Below are 18,082 nucleotides of genomic sequence, written 5' to 3' on the forward strand. Positions count from 1 at the left end.
TTGCGAAGTTGGTCAGAAGACGTGGATGTATTGCAGGTTGACGTTGTGGCCGGAGGGCGCGTTCTTGACCTCCACCGGCATGTAGAAATTGGCGTTGAAGATGTTCTTCTGGTCGATCCGCCACGACAGGCCGGGGCCCAGGTAGAACTGCGTCTGCTTGCTGTCGGCGACGCGCTGGCCATTGGTGCGGTTGTCGCGCAACTGCTTGAGGTAGTAGCCGTTGATGCCCAGGTGCAGGTCCTTGACCACTTCCAGCGAGCTGGCGAAGTTGAGCCACGCCGCGTCGCCGGCCTGGCCGTTGCGGAACACGAAACCGTCGCCCTGCGGCACGTTGGAGGCCTTGTCGGCGCGGAAGTTGTAAATGTAGTTAAGCCGTCCGCTGATTTCCCAGCGCGGCGTCGGCAGGATGCTGAACGCCCAGCTCGGCAGCACCGACCAGTAGCCCGCGCCCTGGTTGACGTCGCGGTTGCGGTCGAACTTGCCGATCGGCGCCAGCACATCCAGTTCGAAGCGTTGCGAGAACACCGGGCGGCCATTGCGGATCACCGGTGCCATCTGCAGGTAGGGGCCGATGGTCAGGTCGCCCAGGCCGGCGCCGTTGTCGCGCAGCGCCACCGGGCTGTCGTACGCGAACGACGTATCCAGATCGACCAGCGCTGCCAGTGCAGTGATGCCGAGGGAGCCGCCGAACAGCTTGTAGTCGCTGAGGTAGGCGACCTGGGTGACCCACACCGAGGAGCCGATGTGCGGATCGCGAAACACCGGCACGTCGTCGCCGTGCGCGTCCTTGATCGCGTCGAAGTCGTAGCGGCGCAGGTACTGGATCGCGGTCCAGCCCGGGTTGGGCTTGCTGAAACCGTCGAAGAAGCTGGTGCCACCGATATTGATGCCGGTCGGCAAGGTGGCGCTCTGCGGCACCGATTGCGCGGCCGCCGGTGCGACCCAGGCGATGGCCAGCACGGCGAGCAGAGACAGGCGCGCAGGGGCACGCGGCGACGAGGGGACACGGTAGCGGACACGCTTCACGGGCAGGCACTCCAAGCGAAAGGGGAACGGCGGGGTGCGGGGGGACAGGAACGCGAACACGCAGCGCGCGCAGGGCGCGACCACGCGGCGACGCACGCCGTCAGCGGGACGCTGGCGGCGGGTCGGGAATCAGCGAGAAAGAAGGGCGGGCGGCAAGAACCAGCCGCGCCGCAGGGGGCCGCTACAGGCGGTCGAGCGCGTCCAGCCGGTCCAGCGCCTGCAGCAGCGCGCGTGCCGAGGTCGCGCCGAGCGCGGTGCCGAGCTGCTGCTCCATCCGCACCACTTCGGCTTCGGCCTGCGCCAGCAGCGCCGTGCCGGCGGCGGTCAGATGCAGATGCTGCATGCGCCGGTCCTGGCGCCCGCGCACCTGCCGCAGCAGTTTGCGCTTGACCAGGCGCGCGACCACGATCGCCAGGTTCGGCGGCGACACGCTCAACACCTCGCCCAGCTGCCGCTGGTTGATGCCGGGATTGGCGTCCACCAGCACCAGCAGCGAATACTCCACCGGCTTCAGCTCGAAGGCGCGCACGCAGTCCTGGAACAGGCGCCGCACCTGCAGTTCGGTGCGGGTGATGCGGTAGCCGATCAGGCTGGTCAGGCGTCGCTGGTCCACGCTGTCCGCCGTGTGCGGATCGGCGGGCAACGCGCTGTTGGACATCTCGGGACTCGGTTTCGAACTCACTGCGCTTCCTGCATGGGGCGTCCTGCGGCCAGGTCACGGCGGCTGCGCACGCATCCGTCGGCGCCGGCCGGCGGTGCCGTCGCCATTGCATTGTAGGGGCATGGCCGCGCATGGTCACAACGCCGCGTCCACGCGCCGCAGCAGCGCCCGGTAAGGCGCGGCGGCGGTCCATAGGCACAGCGCGCCGAGCAGCGCCGCACCCATGCACACCACGCCCAGCGACAGCCCGACCTGGCGCTCGTCGGCGAGCACGTGGTCGGTGCCCAGCGCCACCAGGTACGGCCCCAGGCCCAGCCCGATCAGGTTGACCAGCAGCAGGTAGATCGAGGTGACCTGGCCGCGCAGGCGATTGGGGGTGACCGCCTGCAGGATCGCCGGCGCCAGCGCCACCGGCATGCCCAGCACGAACGTGGTCAGCGCGATCGCCGCCAGCGCCGGCCACGGCCCTGGTGCCACCGCGAACAGCGCACTGCTGATCACCAGCAGCACGGCGCCGACCAGCGAGATCTTCAGTGCCGCGTCGCGGCTGCCGCGTGCGGCCAGGCGGTCGGCCAGAAAGCCGCTGAACAGCATGCCGGCGATGCCGAAGGTGAGGATGATGATGCCGTAGGCCGGGCCGATCTCGCCCGGGGTCCACTGCCAGCGGCGGATGAAGGTGGCCGGCAACCAGGCGGTGATGCCGAAGGTGATCATCGCGATCACGCCGTTGGCCAGGAACAGCGCCAGGTACACCCGCGCGTTGTCACGCAGGTGGCTCAGGTCCGGGCGCACGCTCGGCACCGCGGCGGCCTGCTCGCGCCGCGCCGGCTCGCGCACCGTGGCCATCAGCGCGATCACCGCCAGCCCGGGCAGCGCGACCAGGATGAAGGCCGCCTGCCAGGGCCGGAAGCTGCCCAGCAGCGGCAGCAGCACCGTGCTCTCCTTGCTGGTGGCCGCGATCACCAGGCCGCCGACGATGAACGCCGCCGCCGAGCCGATGTAGACGCCGGAGGTGTACACGCTCATCGCCCGCGCGCGTTTTTCCGGCGGGAAGTAGTCGGCCAGCATCGAGTACGCCGCCGGCGACAGCGAGGCCTCGCCGACGCCAACGAACACCCGCGCCAGGAACAGGGTGAAGAAGCTGGTGACGTAGGCGCCGGCGGCGGTCGCCGCGATCCATATCACCACGCCGAGCACGATCAGGTTGCGGCGGTTGCGGCGGTCGGCGACGCGGCCGAGCATCACCCCGATCAGCGTGTAGAACACCGCGAAGGCGAAGCCATGGACCAGGCTGAAGGCCGAGTCGGACAGCTGCAGGTCGCGCTTGATCGGCTGCACCAGCAATCCGAGGATCTGCCGGTCGACGAAGGACAGCGTGTAGGCCAGCAACAGCACGATGGTGACGTACCACGCATACAGCGGGCGGTACGGCGCAGACGATGGCAGCGGATCGCGCATGGAAAGGCTCCGGCTCAGAAGCGCAGGGTCAGGAAGGGGGCGATGTAGAAGTAGTCGCGGCCGCGCACCGGTCCCTCGCGCAGGAACGGCCCGGCCTGGGTGTAGTGGGCGTACACGTCCAGGCTGGCGAAGGCGTTGAAGCGATACTTCACCCACAGCACCGAGCGCGTGCCGATGTCGCGCGCGTCGTTGGCGTCGCCCGGCTGCAGCACCCGCCAGCCGGCCGCGTACACGCCGTCGTGCAGGCTCTGCCGCTGCAGCTTGAGCACGTACATGTCGATCCACAGCCGCTCGCTGGGACGCAGTACCAGTTCCGGGCCGATGGCGCGCACGTTGCTGCTGATCATGCTGCCGTCGAACACCGAGGCGCGCGCGTACAGGCCATTGAAGGTGTTCAGTTCGCCATCGCGCGGATCGCGGTCGCCGGAAGACACCTCCATGCGCCAGCCCAGGCGCGGCGACCACGTCGTCGTGGCGAAGGTGTAGCCGCCGAACAGCGTGCCCTGCCAGGCGCGCACGCGCTGGCCGGCGAAATGGCCGCGCTGGCCGATCAGCTCCAGGTCGTAGTCCCAGCCCTGCACCGCGCCGCTCAGGCGCGTGGACAAGGTGTGCCGATGCTCCTCGCCGACCACCCCGCCATAGCGACGCCCGTCCTGCACGGTGTCCAGGTACAGCGTCTCCAGCAGCGCCGCCTTCGGCTGGCTGGGCGACAGCGGCACTTCGGCGTGCGCGCCCCACAGGCGCTGGTCGCGGTTGGCACGGTCGTCGAAGCTGCCGGTGCGGGTCAGCACCGGGCGTCCCCACAGCAGGCCGCCGCTCCAGCGCGGCTGCCGGGTCAGCAGCCGCACCGCATCGAACGGCATGCGCGAGTTGGCCGGATCGCGCGGGTCGAGCAGGCGCTGCCAGGCGTAGGCGATCTGCTGGCGGCCAGCGCGCAGGCGCCAGGCCGGCGCCTTCTGTCCGTCGGACAGTTCGACGAACCCCTGCTCCAGGTCCAGCGGATTGCGGTCGGTGGCCTGCACCGGCCGCGTCTGCAGGCCGGCCACGCGGCTGTCGGCGAGTTCGCCGAACAGACGCACATACGCCGACGGCCGGTAGTCGGCCCACAAGCGCAGGCGCTGCTGCGCATAGCCGTGCGGATCGGTGGCGAAGCGGCCGAAGCCGGCGTGCTCGCGGTAGTCGTACAGCGTGCGGCTCTCGCCGCCGAGGCTGAGCCAGCCGTCGCCGAGCGGGAGGTACTTCCACTTCTCCCAGCCCTGGCGCGGACGCTCGGCCAGCGCCGAATAGTCTTCCTGATCGGCCAGCAGCTTGCCCTGCGGGCCGTTGGGTTCGGCATCGGCCTGGGCGCAGCCGACGCTGCACAACATTGCCAGGCACGCGGTACGGGGCGCACGGCGCGCGCGCGCATGAGGCACAGTCATCGATTCCCTCCCAAGTCTCGAAGCCGGTGATGCGAAGGAGCGCGGTCCGCTATCCGGTCGCGCGGCCGAGTGGTGCGGTCATGACGGCGGCGCCGCCACCGCGCCCGGTGCGGTGCCGGCGTAGAGCTGTTCGACCAGCGCCGCCCGCGCGCGCAGCACGTTGCGCTGGTTGATCGAACCCTTGTCGGTGATTTCGCCGGCCTCCAGGTTCGGCGGCTGCTCCAGCCACGCCGCGCGCGCGACATGGCTGGCGCTGCCGGTGGCGCTGCGGTTGAGCGTGTCGAGCAGGCGCTGCAGCCAGGCGCGCACCGGCGGCGCCTGCAGCACCTGCGCCGTCTCGGCCTGCGCCGGCAGCCCGGACAGCGCCTGCAGCGCGTCCAGCCGCGGGAACAGCAGCAGGCCGATGGCGTCGCGGTCGGCACCGGTGACCACCACGTCCTGCACGTACGCAGCACCTTCCATCAGCACCCGCGTGCGCAACGGGCCGACGCTGACGAACACGCCGGAAGACAGCTTGAAATCCTCGGCCAGGCGGCCGTCGAACAACAGGCCGCGCTCGGGATGCTGCGGATCGATCGGCTTGAGCGCGTCGCCGGAGCGGTAGAAGCCTTCCTCGTCGAAGGCCTCGGCGGTCTGCTGCGGCGCGTTCCAGTAACCCGGCATCACGTGCGGCCCGCGGAAGCGCGCTTCCAGCTTGTCGCCGACCGGCACCAGCTTGACCTCGCAGCCCGGTGCCGGCACGCCGACATCGCCGGGGGTATTGCTGGTGCCGTGGGTGAAGGTGCACGACGGCGCGCATTCGGTCATGCCCAGGCCGGCGAGCATGCGGATGCGTTCGCCGCAATGCGCCTCGGCGATGCGCTCCAGGCGGTCCCACACTTCCTGCGACAGCGCCGCGGCGGCGAAGAAGAACATGCGCATGCGCGACAGGAACGTCTCGCGCAGCGCCGCATCCTGTTCCAGCGCCTGCGCCAGTTGTTCCCAGCCGCGCGGCACGCTCAGGTATACGGTGGGCGCGATCTCGCGCAGGTTGCGCAAGGTCTGCTCGAACAGCGCCGGGGTCGGCTTGCCGTCGTCGAGGTAGAAGCTGCCGCCGTTGTATAGGGCGATGCCGATGTTGTGGCTGCCGCCGAAGGTGTGGTTCCACGGCAGCCAGTCGACCAGCACCGGCGTCTCGCCAAGCACCGGAAAGGTCTGCAACAGCATCTGCTGGTTCGCGCACAGCATGCGCTGGGTGGTGATCACCGCCTTGGGCAGCAGGGTGGAGCCGGAGGTGAACAGGAATTTGGCGATGCTGTCCGGGCCGCAGGCGGCGAAAGCGGCATCGGCGGCGTCCAGCGCGCGCGGCGCCAGCAGTTCCTCGAAGCGCAGGCAAGCACGATCGCGCAGGGTGCCGCGCACGCACACTGCCGGTACATCGGTGGGGAACACGGCAGCGATCGCCGGGGCGAATGCGTCGCCGTCGCTGGCGAACAGCAGGCCCGGGCGCAGCACCTCGGCCACATGCCGCAGCTTGGCGAAATCGCGCGACAGCAACGCGTAGCCCGGCGACACCGGGCAGTACGGGATGCCGGCATACATCGCCGCGAACGCGAGCTGCAGGTGTTCCAGATCGTTGCCCGACAGGATCGCCAGCGGCCGTTGCGCCGACAGGCCCATGTCCAGCAGGTGCGCGGCGATGCGGCGGGTGCGCTCGAGCATCTGCGCGTAGCTCAGCCGCCGCCACTGCCCGGCTTCGTCGCGCTGCGCCACGAAGGTCGCCTCGGGGGTGTGCAGCGCCCAGTGCTGCAGGCGCTGCAGCAGGTGCCTGGGCAGCGGCGCCAGCGGTTCGCGCGCGCGCAGGCGCAGCACGCCGTCGGTATCGCGGTGGACCTCGGTATCCGCGTGGCTCAGTCCGACAGGACGGTAGCGCGCGGCGGTGGCAACGGACTCAGCGGCATTCATCGGAACCATCCGGGGGAGAGAGACGGCACGGCGTGCGGCAACGCCGCCGCGGCCCCGCGGGGCCGCAGGCGACGCGACGGGTCAGCGCTTGTAGGTCTGCAGACCGGGCTTGATGGTTTTGTCGTCCAGGAATTGCTTCAGGCCCTGTTGCCGGCCCTTTTCGGGATCGCGGTGATTGGACTGGTCGACCTTGGCGTACAGGTAGTCCTCGTTCTGCTCCCAGGTCAGCTCGCGGCAGCGCTTGAAGCCGTGCTTGGCGAAGCGCAGCACCACCGGGTTCTTCTGCTGCAGTTCCTGCGCCAGCTTGGTCACTTCCTCACGCAGCTGCGCGCGCGGCACGCTGGTGTTGACCAGGCCCATCTGCGCCGCCTCGGTGCCGGTGAAGGTGCGCCCGGTCATGATGTAGAGCATGGCGTTGCGGTGGCCCATGGTGTCGGCGACCGCCTTGCTGACCAGGTTGCCCGGAGGAATGCCCCAGTTGATCTCCGACAGCCCGAACACCGCCTCGTCCGCGGCGATGGCCAGGTCGCAGGCGACCAGCGGCGAGAACGCACCACCGAAGCACCAGCCATTGACCGCGGCGATGGTCGGCTTGCTGTAGAAGCGCAGCAGGCGCCACTGCCACTGCGAGCAGTCGCGGCGCATGCGCTCCTGCACGATCTCTTCCTTGCCGTCGGTCTCGCGGAAGTATTCCTTCAGGTCCATGCCGGCCGACCAGGATTCGCCGGCGCCGGTCAGCACCAGCACCTCGGCGCTGCTGTCCAGCTCCAGCGTCTCCAGCACGTCGATCATTTCGCGATTGAGGGTGGGACTCATCGCGTTGCGCTTGTCCGGCCGGTTCAGGGTGACCCAGGCGATGCCTGCGTCGATCTCGACCTGGACGGTCTGCCAGCGGTCTTGGTAGCTGCTCATGGATAGGCCTGCATAGGGAGGGGGGAGAGAGCGGATCACTTAGGACTGATAATAGTTATAGATCATCATTATTTCGGCGCAAGCTGCAGTGCAGCATGGCGGGCGGCGCTGTGGCGGGAGCATGGCGGCCCGCCCATGGGCGGGGTGACAGCAACCGCGATACGGATTGCTTGGACTCGCGAAGGGAGCAAGCCATCCCAGGACCTTGGATCCGCCGCCACGTCGCCGCGAGTCTTCACGCCCAGCAAACGCAATGCTCACAGGGGGCGTTCAGTCCCGGGTTAGCATCCAGCCCACAGGGGTTCCGTCGACACCGGGGTGATGTGATGCACACCGTCTCCGCGCTTGACCAACCGACCCTCGCTCGCGTCAGCATCGATCTGGACGCCGAGATGGCGTACTGGCAGCAGGCCCATGCCGAGGGCCGTCTCGGCCGCCAGGGCTTCGCCGACTACGCGCAACTGCTGAAGATCGGCTATGACGTGTACCTGGCCTACCCGCGCGCCAACGAGGCGCAGCTGTACCGCGTGCTGCAGGACGCTTATCACCAGTGCGCGCCGATGCTGTCGGTGCCATGGGACGAGGCGCGCTGGCTGGTGCGGCATGCCTGGCAGCACCTGGCGCATTCGGGGCGGCGGCACTGAACAGCGCCCAGCGCAGCCCGGCATCTCGTCGTTGCCAGGGCAGGAGCGGCGTAAGTCGCGACGGGCGTTACGGGGAATGCCTGTCGCGGCCAACGCTGCTCCTACGCTGCGTCTTCGGTCGCGATGGAAGGCGCCCCCGAGGCGCCGTCTCCCGGCGCAGCGGCGACAACCGGATAGCAGCCCATCGCGCGCTCGGCACACCGCGGCTTGCGCCGCGTGTTGCTGTTGCACGCCTCCGGCACTGCATGCGGCTCAACGCGACGAAGCGGGTGGCGAGGCGCTGTGCTCCTTCGCTTCCAGACGCCCATGGAAGGCGTTCGATCCCTTGCCGGGCGCCGTCGCCGCCTCGCCCTCGCTGCGCTTGAGGCGCTGCTTGCGCTGTTCGACCACGCGGCTGGCCAGGGCCACGCGGCGCCCGATCACCATGTCGGTCAGCCAGTCGATCAGGTGGCGCGTATAGGCGGCCTGGTGCGCCTTCTCGGTCAGCGCGTGATCGGCGCCGGCGATCATGCGCGTGGTCAGCGAGCGCGCGCTGGAGAACGCTGCCGCGTAGTTGTGCAGTACCTGGCTCGGCACGATGGTGTCGCGTTCGGCCTCCACCAGCAGCACATCGCCGCGATAGCGTTGGCAGGCCGCCAGGGCGCGGTTGTCCGCCGGCGTCACCACGCGGTTGCGGTAGGGCATCAGATCGGGATCGCGGTTCAGCGCGACTTTCGGACCATCCCAGTGCGCGTCCTTGTATAGCGCCGGCGAGCGCAGGGCCAGCCACTCCACCGGCCGCTCCAGCGTGAGCAACGCGGCCAGGTAGCCGCCGTAGCTCAGCCCCACAACCGCGATCGCGTCCGGATCCACGTGCGGCGACGCCGCCAGGCGATCGTAGGCGGCCTTGATGTCGTCCAGGTTCTGCGCGCGCGTCACCGTCTCGCGCATCGCGGCCAGGCCTTCGTGGCCACGCAGGTCGAAGGTCAGGCACACGCAACCCAGGCCGGCCGCCTCGCGCGCGCGCACCAGATTGTGATGCTGGTTGCCGCCCCATCCGTGCACGAACAGCACGCCGGGCAGGCGGCTGGTCGGGGTCAGCAAGGTGCCGCTGAGCGCCGTGCCGTCGACCGGGATGTCGATGCTGGAAAGTTCGGCTTCCATGGTCAGGTCACGCTGCGCATGTAGCGGTACTTGGTCAGCAGGCCGGTGCGCGGCTCTTCGCCCACGTAGTACACCTGCGCCCCGGCCGGCGGCGGCGGATGCGCGCCATAGCGCTCGACGGTGGCAGCGACCACGCGTTGCAGCGTCGGCGACTGCTGGAACGCAGCGACCGCGGCCAGTTCCGCTGGCGTGGCGCCGCCGACGCGCCAGGACTGCTCGAGGACGCCGCAGGCAATGCTGCCATCGGCAAGCAGCCCCTCGATCACGTCGTAGTTGCGGCGCGACGCATAGAAGCCCGGATAGGCCGCAGCCACCAGCCGGTCGTAGTCGCGTGCCTTCAGCACCGCGGTGCGCTGGCGCGGCGGCAACGGCTGCTCCAGCAGTGTGTCGAGGGTGCCGCGGATCACCTGCAGTTCCGAGCCGCCGTACGCCTCGCGGCCGCTGCCGTCGCGGGTGACCGACTGCGTGCCGCAGTAGGCGATGGTGATGCCGGCGCAATGTGTTTCGCCGACGCTGAAGGTGGTCGGCTGCTGCAGGTGCCGTTCCAGCACCACCCCATGCTCGCGCAACGCGTGCGCGGGCAGTGTCGCCAGCGCCGCATCCAGCGCCTGCGCGTCGCCGAGCAGCACCTGCCCGAGCCCCCCGACGCCGTGCGGCAGCTTCAGCCGCACCGGGCCGCCGTCGCACAAGCGCGCGTACGCGCGTCGGGCATCGGCAGCGCTGAAGGCGGCGTAGCCCGGCAGCGTGGCGGACGCCAGCGCCGCGCCCAGGTCGGGCTGCCACCCGTCAGGTGACTGCGCATCGATCTCGATCAGCGGATGGCTGATCGCCTTGGTGGCGACGAAGGCGTACGGCACCACACCGCCCAGCAGATCGGCCGCCGCGTGCACGCCGATCTGCTCGGCCTGCGCGGTGGTCAGGGTGTCGTCGGGCACGCAGAAAGCACCCGCACCGGCGGCACAGCGCTCGTCGTGCACGGGCAGGTGCATCAGCCGCCCCACTTCGGCGACCACCCAGGCATGCGTGGCTGCCTCGTGGCCCCCGGACACGGTCTCCCGCACCTGGCAGGCGCGGACATTGGCATGCACGGTGGATCGGGCCATGCGGAACGCTCCGTGCGGATCGGAAAGACGCGCTGCCTCAGCCATGGTCGTACCACTGCAGCAGCAACACGGCGGCCACGGCCAGCGCCAGCAGCGCGGCAACCACGCGCAGCCAGCGACTGGCGCGCAATTGCCGCCACCAGGCAGCGGCTTCGGACGTGCCGCTGGCATCGCGCGCGCGTCGACGCTGTGGCGCGGACGCGGAAGGAGGGGCCGCAGAGTGGCGGTCGTCGTGACGCATGGCGCAAGGCTGTCGCGCACGCTGTCGCATGGGGGTGAACGCGATGTGGTGTGCGTGTCATCGCGCGAAAACAAGGGCCGGCGGCGTCCGGTCAACCGCGTCATCGCGTCGGCGATGCGCGTCGCGCTTGCGGTAAAGACGACTCAGTGCGAGCACACAGCCAGTGCGAGCAATAGCGTCATCACGGTCGATCGTCAGCGCAGCAGCGCACGAACGCTGTGGTCGACACCGTGCTCAGGCCGCAGCCGTCGCCGTGGCATGGTGGGTGGGCAAGCGGGCATCGATCCGATGCTTGCCGGCCAGCGCCTGCATGCCCTGCAGGGTGGCCTGTACCGCACTGGCATAGCCGCTGCGCCACAAGTCGGCGCGCGACTGCCGCGATGCCGCCGCATTCAGCGCCAGTGCGAAGGCCTGCACGCGCGGATCGGCCAGCGCGGCGCGCTCCAGGAAGGGCTGCTCCGGGGCGATGACGTCGACCGGGGCCAGCCAGGCGTCGGCGACCAGTTCGGCCACGCCGGCGCGGTGCGAGAGCTGGTGCATGGCAGTGAGCGTCTCGTGCAGCATTTCCAGGCACGCCCATTGCCACAGCGCGGCCTTGTACTGCGGGTCGGCCTGGTCCAGGGCGGACAAGGCGCCATCGACATGATCGATGCGAAGATCCTGCATGGCCGACTCCACGATACGGCATTGCGATCCGCACATTCTGCGCGGCGAAAGTGAGCGCAACGTGAGTCGTGCGGCGGCAGCGGCAGCGTACAGGCGGTCACAGCGGGCGCGGCGGCAGCCATCGCGTATACTGGCCGCGCGCCTGCTCGCGCCGCTCTCTCACTACGCGCTTCCCATGACGCCACCCTGACACCCGCAGCTTGCATCGGCCCGCCTCGACAGCAGGCCGCAGGTTGTTGGTTTTCCATTGCATACAGCGAGCGCTGCCCTGCGACAGGGCGGTGTCGGGAGCGTTTACCTTGAAGTTTTCCTCTTCCCTGCGCCAGTCCTGGTGCGGCAATCTCCGTGGCGACGTGCTCGCCGGCCTGGTCGTGGCATTGGCGCTGATTCCCGAGGCGATCGCGTTCTCGATCATCGCCGGCGTCGATCCCAAGATCGGCCTCTATGCCGCCTTCTGCATCTGCGTGACCATCGCCTTCGCCGGCGGGCGCCCCGGCATGATTTCCGCCGCCACCGGCGCGATGGCGCTGCTGATGATCGGCCTGGTCAAAGAGCACGGCGTGCCCTATCTACTCGCGGCCACGCTGCTGACCGGGGTGCTGCAGATCCTGGCCGGGCTGTTCAAGCTCGGCGCGCTGATGCGCTTCGTCTCGCGCTCGGTGATCACCGGCTTCGTCAATGCGCTGGCGATCCTGATCTTCATGGCACAACTGCCCGAACTGATCGGCGTGCCCGTGCCGGTCTACCCGCTGGTCGCGCTGGGTCTGCTGCTGATCTACGGCCTGCCCTGGCTGTCGCAGCGCAGCTTTCCCGGCATCGGCCTGTGGTTGCTGGTGCTGGGCGCCGCCTTGACCGCAGGCAGCATGGCGCCGTGGATGCTGCTGCCGGTCGCCGTGGGTGGCGCCACGGCGCTGCTGTTCGGGCACCGCTGGACGCGCGGCCTGGCCGTGCCGCCGCCGTTGGTGGCGATCGTGCTGCTGACCGGGCTGGCACTGTACTTCGGCATCCACGTGCCCACCGTCGGCGACAAGGGACAACTGCCCGATCGCCTCCCCAGCCTGCTGCTGCCGGCCGTGCCGTGGACGCTGGAAACGCTGTGGATCGTGTTCCCGGTATCGGCGACGATGGCCGTGGTCGGCCTGCTCGAGTCGATGATGACCGCACAGATCGTCGACGACATGACCGACACGCCCAGCGACAAGAACCGCGAATGCGTGGGCCAGGGCATGGCCAACATCGTCAGCGGCCTGTTCGGCGGCATGGCCGGCTGCGCGATGATCGGGCAATCGGTGATCAACGTGAAGTCCGGCGGGCGCGGCCGCCTGTCCGCGCTGGTCGCCGGCAGCGTGCTGTTGCTGCTGGTGGTGTTCGCAGGCGCCTGGGTGCGGCAGATCCCGATGGCCGCACTGGTGGCGGTGATGATCATGGTCTCGGTGGGCACCTTCAGCTGGCGCTCGCTGGCGCAGTTGCGCACCCACCCGACCAGCTCCAGCGTGGTGATGCTCGGCACCGTCGCGGTGACCGTGGCCACCCACGACCTGGCGCGCGGCGTGCTCACCGGCGTGCTGCTGTCGGCGCTGTTCTTCGCGCGCAAGGTCGGGCGCATGCTGCACATCGCGCGCAGCGAGGACGCCGATGGCGGCCACACCTACCGCATCCGCGGCCAACTGTTCTTCGCCTCGGCCGGCGGCTTCGCCGGTGCCTTCGACTTCGCCCACGCGCCGGCACGGGTCACCCTGGATCTGAGCGACGCGCACGTCTGGGACATCAGCGCCATCGGCGCGCTGGACCAGGTGGTGATGAAATTCCGCCGCCACGGCGCGCAGGTCCAGGTGCTGGGACTTAACCCGGACAGTGCGGCGATGGTCGGGCGGCTGGGCAGGCACCAGCGCGACGATGTGGAAAGCGTTCCGCTGCATTGAGGCCCGGCCGGGACGATCGTGTCGGCACGGCGGCACGGCGCAGTGCGCGGTCAAGCCGCGTGCCGTCCCGCGTGCCGACATGGCGGCGACATCGGCCGATTAGCATCGAACTGCTAACGGCCATGCAGGAGATCCGCCGATGTCACTGGACCACTGGCAACTGCCGCCACACGACTGGGTGCCCAACCATCCGTTCCTGCCGGTGCTGCACTACCGGCAGTGCGTGGGCACCATCGACGCCGACGGCTTCGAACGCCGCTTCGCCGCGCACGGCTGGCCGCCGCAATGGCGCGACGGCATCTACGACTATCACCACTACCATTCCACCGCGCACGAAGTGCTCGGCGTCGCCCGCGGCAGCGCCCGCGTGCTGCTCGGCGGCCCCGGCGGCATCGAGGTCGCGCTCGCGGCCGGCGATGCGCTGCTATTGCCGGCCGGGACAGGCCATTGCCGGCTGTCTGCCAGCGCCGACTTCATGGTCGTCGGCGCCTATCCGGACGGCCAGGACTGGGACATCTGCCGTCAGGCGCCCGACGCCACGATGCTGCAACGGATCGCGCAGGTGCCGGTTCCGCAGAGCGACCCGCTGCTCGGGACGGGTGGACCATTGCTGGAGTATTGGACGAAGCCTACCGCCGTCGACTGACCTTGTCGTCCAACATGGTCACACCTGCCGCGAAGCGGGCCCCGCCGCCCAGACGTCGCATGCCGGATCGAACTCGGTCGTCGCTGCGTGCTCGGAACGCCAGCCGAAGCCGCAGATCGCCATGACGCTCTGGCGCATTGGATCCAGGCCCAACGCGTTGCCGAGATCGACATCATTGATGGCGGAGGTGACGAACGCGCCCAACCCCAGATCGGTCGCCGAGAAGTACAGCGCCTGCGAGATGTGGCCGACGTCCAGGGTCAGTGCGCGATAAGCCTTGGCGTGCTGGCGATACTTCCAGAACGTCCGGTTGAATCGCGGCGCCAGCAGGACCAGCACGTGAGCGCCGGCGAACCAATGCTGCCCGGCCAGCGCCACCCTCGCGAAAGTATCGATGTCCGGTCCCGGGCACGGCAGCTGGGTTAACGCGTGATCCACAGGGTGGTAGTGGTACAGGCCGGGTTCGATTCCTTCCACCCGGCGTATCAGCAGGTAGGCTTCGGTCGGGTGCAGCCCGCCGGCGGACGGCACGTTCTTCTTCAGGAACACCGTGTCGTCCTGGACCTTCAGCGTCGCCCGCGCCATCAGCACGCGCTGCAACATCCGCAGGAACAGCGCGTGCGGCAGCGGGCGGCTATCGTCGTAATTGCGACAGGTAACGCGACGCGCAAGCATGGCCTCAAAGGCGCCATCGTCCAGCCGCGGCAATGGAATCCTGGCAAGGCCGGACCCGACCTCCTGCACCTCCGGCGGCGGCGCGCCCAGCTTGCGGCGCAGGTCCGGGGCGGACACCATGCCGTTGCGCTCCATCGCGGTCACCCCATCGATGCCCTGCCAACGGCTCGCCCAGTGCGCCACGGCGGCGGCCGGCCACCAATGCGCGGACCGCAATGCCTCGTCGCGTTCGCGAAACGCCGCAGAACCTGCGTCGTCGCCGATCAGCAGGCCGCGCTCGAGCGCCCGCTCGATCGCATCATCGGCATGGTCAACCAGTTGTGCGCGCTCGACCCATTCCGTTGGACTGACCTGGCCGAGCAACGGCAGGTCGGCCGCGTCCAGTTCGAGCTCGCCGTCCAGGTGCGGCGCCAGGGCGACCCAGGCCCGCCGGCGACGCAGGCCCGCACCGCCCCGCAGCAGGCTGGCCAGGTCGAACGCCACGCTTTCCCTCGCCTCGACGAACAGCACGGCGCAGCGCCTCAGGCGCATGAATTCCTCGTTTCCGCTGTGTTTGAGCGCTGCATCGATTGGCCACATTGGAGAGATGCTGGACTGCTAGGATACCGTCGCGGCCCCGGTCGTTCCTGCGAGCACCCGTGGCAACCGCACCTCCACCATGCGTGCATCGCATGTCCACCGCTATCGCAACAGGGGACCACATCATGACCGATCAGCCGCAGGGGCATCCGCCCTTCGATCTCGCCACCGCCCAGCAATTGCTCACGCTTCTGTCCACCGACGACGACTTCCGCGCGCTGTTCGCGCAGGATCCGGGCGCGGCGCTGCGTAGTTTGGGCCTTTCCGAGCAACGCGTCGCCGCCGCGCTGGAGGAGCCGACCTGCCTGTGCACGTCGGACCTGGCGAGCAAGGAAGAAATCCAAGAAGCCCTGGAGTTGCTGCTGGCCTACCTCACCGCCGAGGGTACGCACACGGTCGTTCACTGTTTCGAGGCGGGTTCCGTCGTCGCCAGCCTGACCGCCAGATAGTTCGGTAGCGCTTGTCCCGCCCAGGCGCGTCGGAAGGTTTCCGCCTTCTGCCGCGCCTGGTCGGTCTGGCCAAGGCTGGCCAGGATTTCCGTGGTACTCACCACCGCCAGGTTCGCGTCGGCGACATTCATCGCTTGCAGCACCAGCCCACCGATCGGTTCGATGTACGCCAGCCCGCGACGCGCGACCAACCAGTCGTTTTCGGCCATGGCCTGCTTCTTCTCGCCGGCCGCGAGCAAGGCATCGCGCAGGCTGACGTGAAGCTGGTACGGCTCCCTGCCATCGATCTGCTCGCGTAACAGAGCGACCGCACGCGCGGGAGTTCCGCTGTCGACGAGCTGTTGCGCCTGCAGCAAGGACAGCAGCTTGGTCATCGGCGGAAAGCCCGACTCCGCGACCAGGGACGCGAGCTGCGCGGCGTGCACGTCGTACAGCGTTCGGTCGCCGCTGCGCTGCGCCAGGCGGATCGCCGACATCGCCACGATGATCAGGTCGTCGCGATCGCCGGCGTCACCGTGGACCGCGCGCTCCAGCGCTTCGCCGGCAATTCGCGCCAACAAGGCCCTGTCCACCGTCCGCGGATCGGTAACGAAGGCGACCGCCTGCTGCGCGATCTGCAAGGGATAGCGAATCACCGGCTCCGCATCCGCCGACGCCGCTACGGCGGCCCGCGCGGCGGCGGCGGCATCGCCCAAGCGGCCCTGGTCCAGCGGAATGGAAATCTGTTCGAAGCGGTCGGTCAATGCCGAGCCCGATGCCGCCAGCGCCGCCATGATCCTGCCAGCCGCCGGATAGTCTTTCATCGCCGCGAACGCCGCAGCATGGCGCCGGGTCGCCGGATAGCCGCCAAGTTCCTCGGCCTGCTTGAAGGCGTTCAGCGCGTCGCCATATCGGCCCTGCGCCAGGTAGATGCGACCCTGCAATTCCACTGCCACATCGCGCAGCGGATTCTGCGGCACCGCGAACTTCTGCACGCTATGCTCGGCGGAAGCGTAATTGCCCTCGGTGAACTCGTCCCAGGCGAACTGCGCCGCGCCGGCGTAGTAGTCCGGATACAGTTCCGACAGCATCTTCCACTTCTGCTTGGCCTGCCGCCATGGGTGCGGGCCGAGTTCGCTCGCCCACGCGTCCAGGTACAACGCATCGCGCTCGGAAAGATGGTCGCGCAGGGCCATGGCCTTGGCCAGGTACTGCAGCGCCGCGCGATTGTTGGCGGTGGAGATCTCGACTCGCATCGACCCCATGTAGGCCAGTGCGAAATCCTTGTCGATCTCCGCGGCCTTGGCGAAGTACTGATCGGCGGTCCGGAAGTCGCGCCGGGTGAAGTACTTCATCGCGATCGCATAGGCCTTCAGGGCGTCCAGGCTGCTGGTGGTGACGCTCGGCAGCGGAGGCGAATTCTTCCTGATGACGTCCTCGCCTTCGCCCAGCTGCTCGCGCAGCGATGCGGTGACCGCGTCGATCGACGCCAGCACCGAGCCGGCGCCACGGCCGTCGCGGGACTCGGCATAGACGGTCGCCTGCGTCCGCGGATCGACCACCTCGGCGCTCACCCGCACCCGCCCGCCGACCTCCGACACCGTGGCCAGCAGCACGGCGCGCGCGCCGTCGCGCTGCGCGATCTCCGATGCCGTGGCGCGATCGAGCGGCGTGTGCTCCGGATCGCGGCGCATCCGCGTGAGCGTGTCGCGCACCTTCAGATCACTGAGCACATTGACGTAGCGCGACTGTTCCAGACTGATGCGGAAGGCCTGCTGCAGGGAGTCGTCCAGTGCGACGTCGCCGGTCAGATTGCGCAAATCCCCCACCACCACCCAGTCGCGTTCGGCGAAGGCGATGGCCGGCTGCGGGCGGGTGACGAACCAGGCGCCGACGGCGAACGCGGCGATCAGCGCCGCTTCCGCCGCCAGCGCTGCCGGCCGCCGCCATAGCGGGATGTCGCGCCAGGCCTTGGGCGTGGGCTTGGGCGCGCGCAGCGGGGTGTGGCCGATCTCGCCGACTTCGTAGATCTCCAGCGGGGTCGGCACACCCTTGAAGCGCCAGCGGCCGTGCGATTTCCACAGCAGGCGCTCGCCGCGTTCGCCCAGCTCGCGGGCGGCGCGGTGGGTCAGCGACTCGGCCACCGCCGAGAGCAGAATCTGCCCGGGCCGGGCCAGGGTCATCAGCCGCGCCGCGGTCGGCTTGGCCAGGCCTTCCACTTCCAACGGCTTGGCGCCCACCTGCACGGCGGCGTCGCTGTTGCGCCAGGTCAGCACTTCGCCCACATGCAGGCCGGCGCGCACCTTCAGGTCCAGCGCGCGCGACGCGCCCAGCGCATGCAGGCCGCGGCTGTAGTCCAGGGCGAAACCAAGGCCGTCGATGGGTCGTTCGAACAGCAACAGCAGGCCATCGGAGCGGTCGATCAGGCGGCCACGCCAACGCTGCTGCAACTCCAGCACCAGCGAATCGTGCCGCTTGAACAGGTCGGCCGCATTGGCGTCGCCGAGCTTTTCCACCAGCGCCACCGAATCGCACAGGTCGGTCAGCAGCAGGGTACGAAGCTGCGGGACCTCGGGCTGCGGTGCGGTGGCATCGGTCATGGCGGCGGCTCGG

15 protein-coding genes are annotated in these 18,082 nt (G+C 69.2%); 4 read left to right on the plus strand and 11 right to left on the minus strand.

All coding sequences use genetic code 11. The annotated features are described in order from the left end of the window. Positions 1-12 precede the first annotated feature (12 nt). The 6 genes from SLW56_RS18070 to SLW56_RS18095 all read right to left on the minus strand — a co-directional run bounded on the left by SLW56_RS18070 (position 13) and on the right by SLW56_RS18095 (position 7,422). Complete coding sequence (locus SLW56_RS18070; protein WP_320695267.1) at positions 13-975, minus strand: transporter; 963 nt, start codon at positions 973-975, stop codon at positions 13-15. Positions 976-1,207: 232 nt separating this feature from the next. After that, a complete protein-coding gene (locus SLW56_RS18075) occupies positions 1,208-1,684 on the minus strand; it encodes a MarR family transcriptional regulator (protein WP_017908083.1) in 477 nt (158 codons plus the stop codon). Positions 1,685-1,822: 138 nt separating this feature from the next. Then, positions 1,823-3,145, minus strand: coding sequence for an MFS transporter (locus tag SLW56_RS18080; RefSeq protein WP_320695257.1), 1,323 nt, complete (start codon positions 3,143-3,145; stop codon positions 1,823-1,825). Positions 3,146-3,159: 14 nt separating this feature from the next. Then, positions 3,160-4,512, minus strand: coding sequence for an alginate export family protein (locus tag SLW56_RS18085; protein WP_295965781.1), 1,353 nt, complete (start codon positions 4,510-4,512; stop codon positions 3,160-3,162). Between the two features lie 132 nt (positions 4,513-4,644). Next, positions 4,645-6,510 carry a feruloyl-CoA synthase gene (locus SLW56_RS18090; RefSeq protein WP_320695258.1) on the minus strand — a complete coding sequence of 622 codons (1,866 nt, stop codon included), beginning with the start codon at positions 6,508-6,510 and terminating at the stop codon, positions 4,645-4,647. A gap of 81 nt (positions 6,511-6,591) precedes the next feature. Continuing rightward, a complete protein-coding gene (locus SLW56_RS18095) occupies positions 6,592-7,422 on the minus strand; it encodes a p-hydroxycinnamoyl CoA hydratase/lyase (RefSeq protein ID WP_152235712.1) in 831 nt (276 codons plus the stop codon). A gap of 326 nt (positions 7,423-7,748) precedes the next feature. On the opposite strand from SLW56_RS18095, the gene SLW56_RS18100 reads away from it, so the two are divergent. Next, complete coding sequence (locus tag SLW56_RS18100; RefSeq protein ID WP_320695259.1) at positions 7,749-8,066, plus strand: hypothetical protein; 318 nt, start codon at positions 7,749-7,751, stop codon at positions 8,064-8,066. A gap of 252 nt (positions 8,067-8,318) precedes the next feature. Here the strand turns inward: SLW56_RS18100 and SLW56_RS18105 are convergent, their stop codons facing one another. The 3 genes from SLW56_RS18105 to SLW56_RS18115 all read right to left on the minus strand — a co-directional run bounded on the left by SLW56_RS18105 (position 8,319) and on the right by SLW56_RS18115 (position 11,219). Continuing rightward, positions 8,319-9,209 carry an alpha/beta fold hydrolase gene (locus tag SLW56_RS18105; RefSeq protein ID WP_320695260.1) on the minus strand — a complete coding sequence of 297 codons (891 nt, stop codon included), beginning with the start codon at positions 9,207-9,209 and terminating at the stop codon, positions 8,319-8,321. Positions 9,210-9,211: 2 nt separating this feature from the next. Further along, positions 9,212-10,312, minus strand: coding sequence for a DUF3182 family protein (locus SLW56_RS18110; protein ID WP_320695261.1), 1,101 nt, complete (start codon positions 10,310-10,312; stop codon positions 9,212-9,214). 475 nt (positions 10,313-10,787) lie between these two features. Next, complete coding sequence (locus SLW56_RS18115) at positions 10,788-11,219, minus strand: hypothetical protein (RefSeq protein ID WP_017914839.1); 432 nt, start codon at positions 11,217-11,219, stop codon at positions 10,788-10,790. A gap of 299 nt (positions 11,220-11,518) precedes the next feature. On the opposite strand from SLW56_RS18115, the gene SLW56_RS18120 reads away from it, so the two are divergent. Beyond that, entirely contained in the window at positions 11,519-13,141 is a 1,623-nt protein-coding gene (locus SLW56_RS18120) for a SulP family inorganic anion transporter (RefSeq protein ID WP_295907048.1), read from the plus strand. Positions 13,142-13,280: 139 nt separating this feature from the next. After that, positions 13,281-13,787 (plus strand): cupin, encoded by a 507-nt coding sequence (locus tag SLW56_RS18125; RefSeq protein ID WP_320695262.1) that lies wholly within the window; start codon positions 13,281-13,283, stop codon positions 13,785-13,787. An 18-nt stretch (positions 13,788-13,805) separates the two neighbouring features. Here the strand turns inward: SLW56_RS18125 and SLW56_RS18130 are convergent, their stop codons facing one another. Then, complete coding sequence (locus SLW56_RS18130) at positions 13,806-14,993, minus strand: putative peptide maturation dehydrogenase (RefSeq protein WP_295907085.1); 1,188 nt, start codon at positions 14,991-14,993, stop codon at positions 13,806-13,808. Positions 14,994-15,166: 173 nt separating this feature from the next. Between SLW56_RS18130 and SLW56_RS18135 the strand changes: the two genes are divergently transcribed. Then, on the plus strand, positions 15,167-15,490 hold the full coding sequence (locus tag SLW56_RS18135; RefSeq protein ID WP_026144210.1) for an NHLP-related RiPP peptide: 324 nt from the start codon (positions 15,167-15,169) through the stop codon (positions 15,488-15,490). On the opposite strand, the gene SLW56_RS18140 is transcribed toward SLW56_RS18135, so the two are convergent. Beyond that, the gene (locus SLW56_RS18140) at positions 15,442-18,069 is read right to left on the minus strand and encodes a putative peptide modification system cyclase (RefSeq protein ID WP_320695263.1); all 2,628 of its coding nucleotides are present in this window, start codon (positions 18,067-18,069) and stop codon (positions 15,442-15,444) included. The two genes, SLW56_RS18135 and SLW56_RS18140, sit on opposite strands and share 49 nt — an antisense overlap. Positions 18,070-18,082 lie beyond the last annotated feature (13 nt).

It is taken from the genome of Xanthomonas sp. LF07-6 (genome assembly GCF_034105445.1).
Classification (GTDB): Bacteria; Pseudomonadota; Gammaproteobacteria; order Xanthomonadales; family Xanthomonadaceae; genus Xanthomonas_A; species Xanthomonas_A sontii.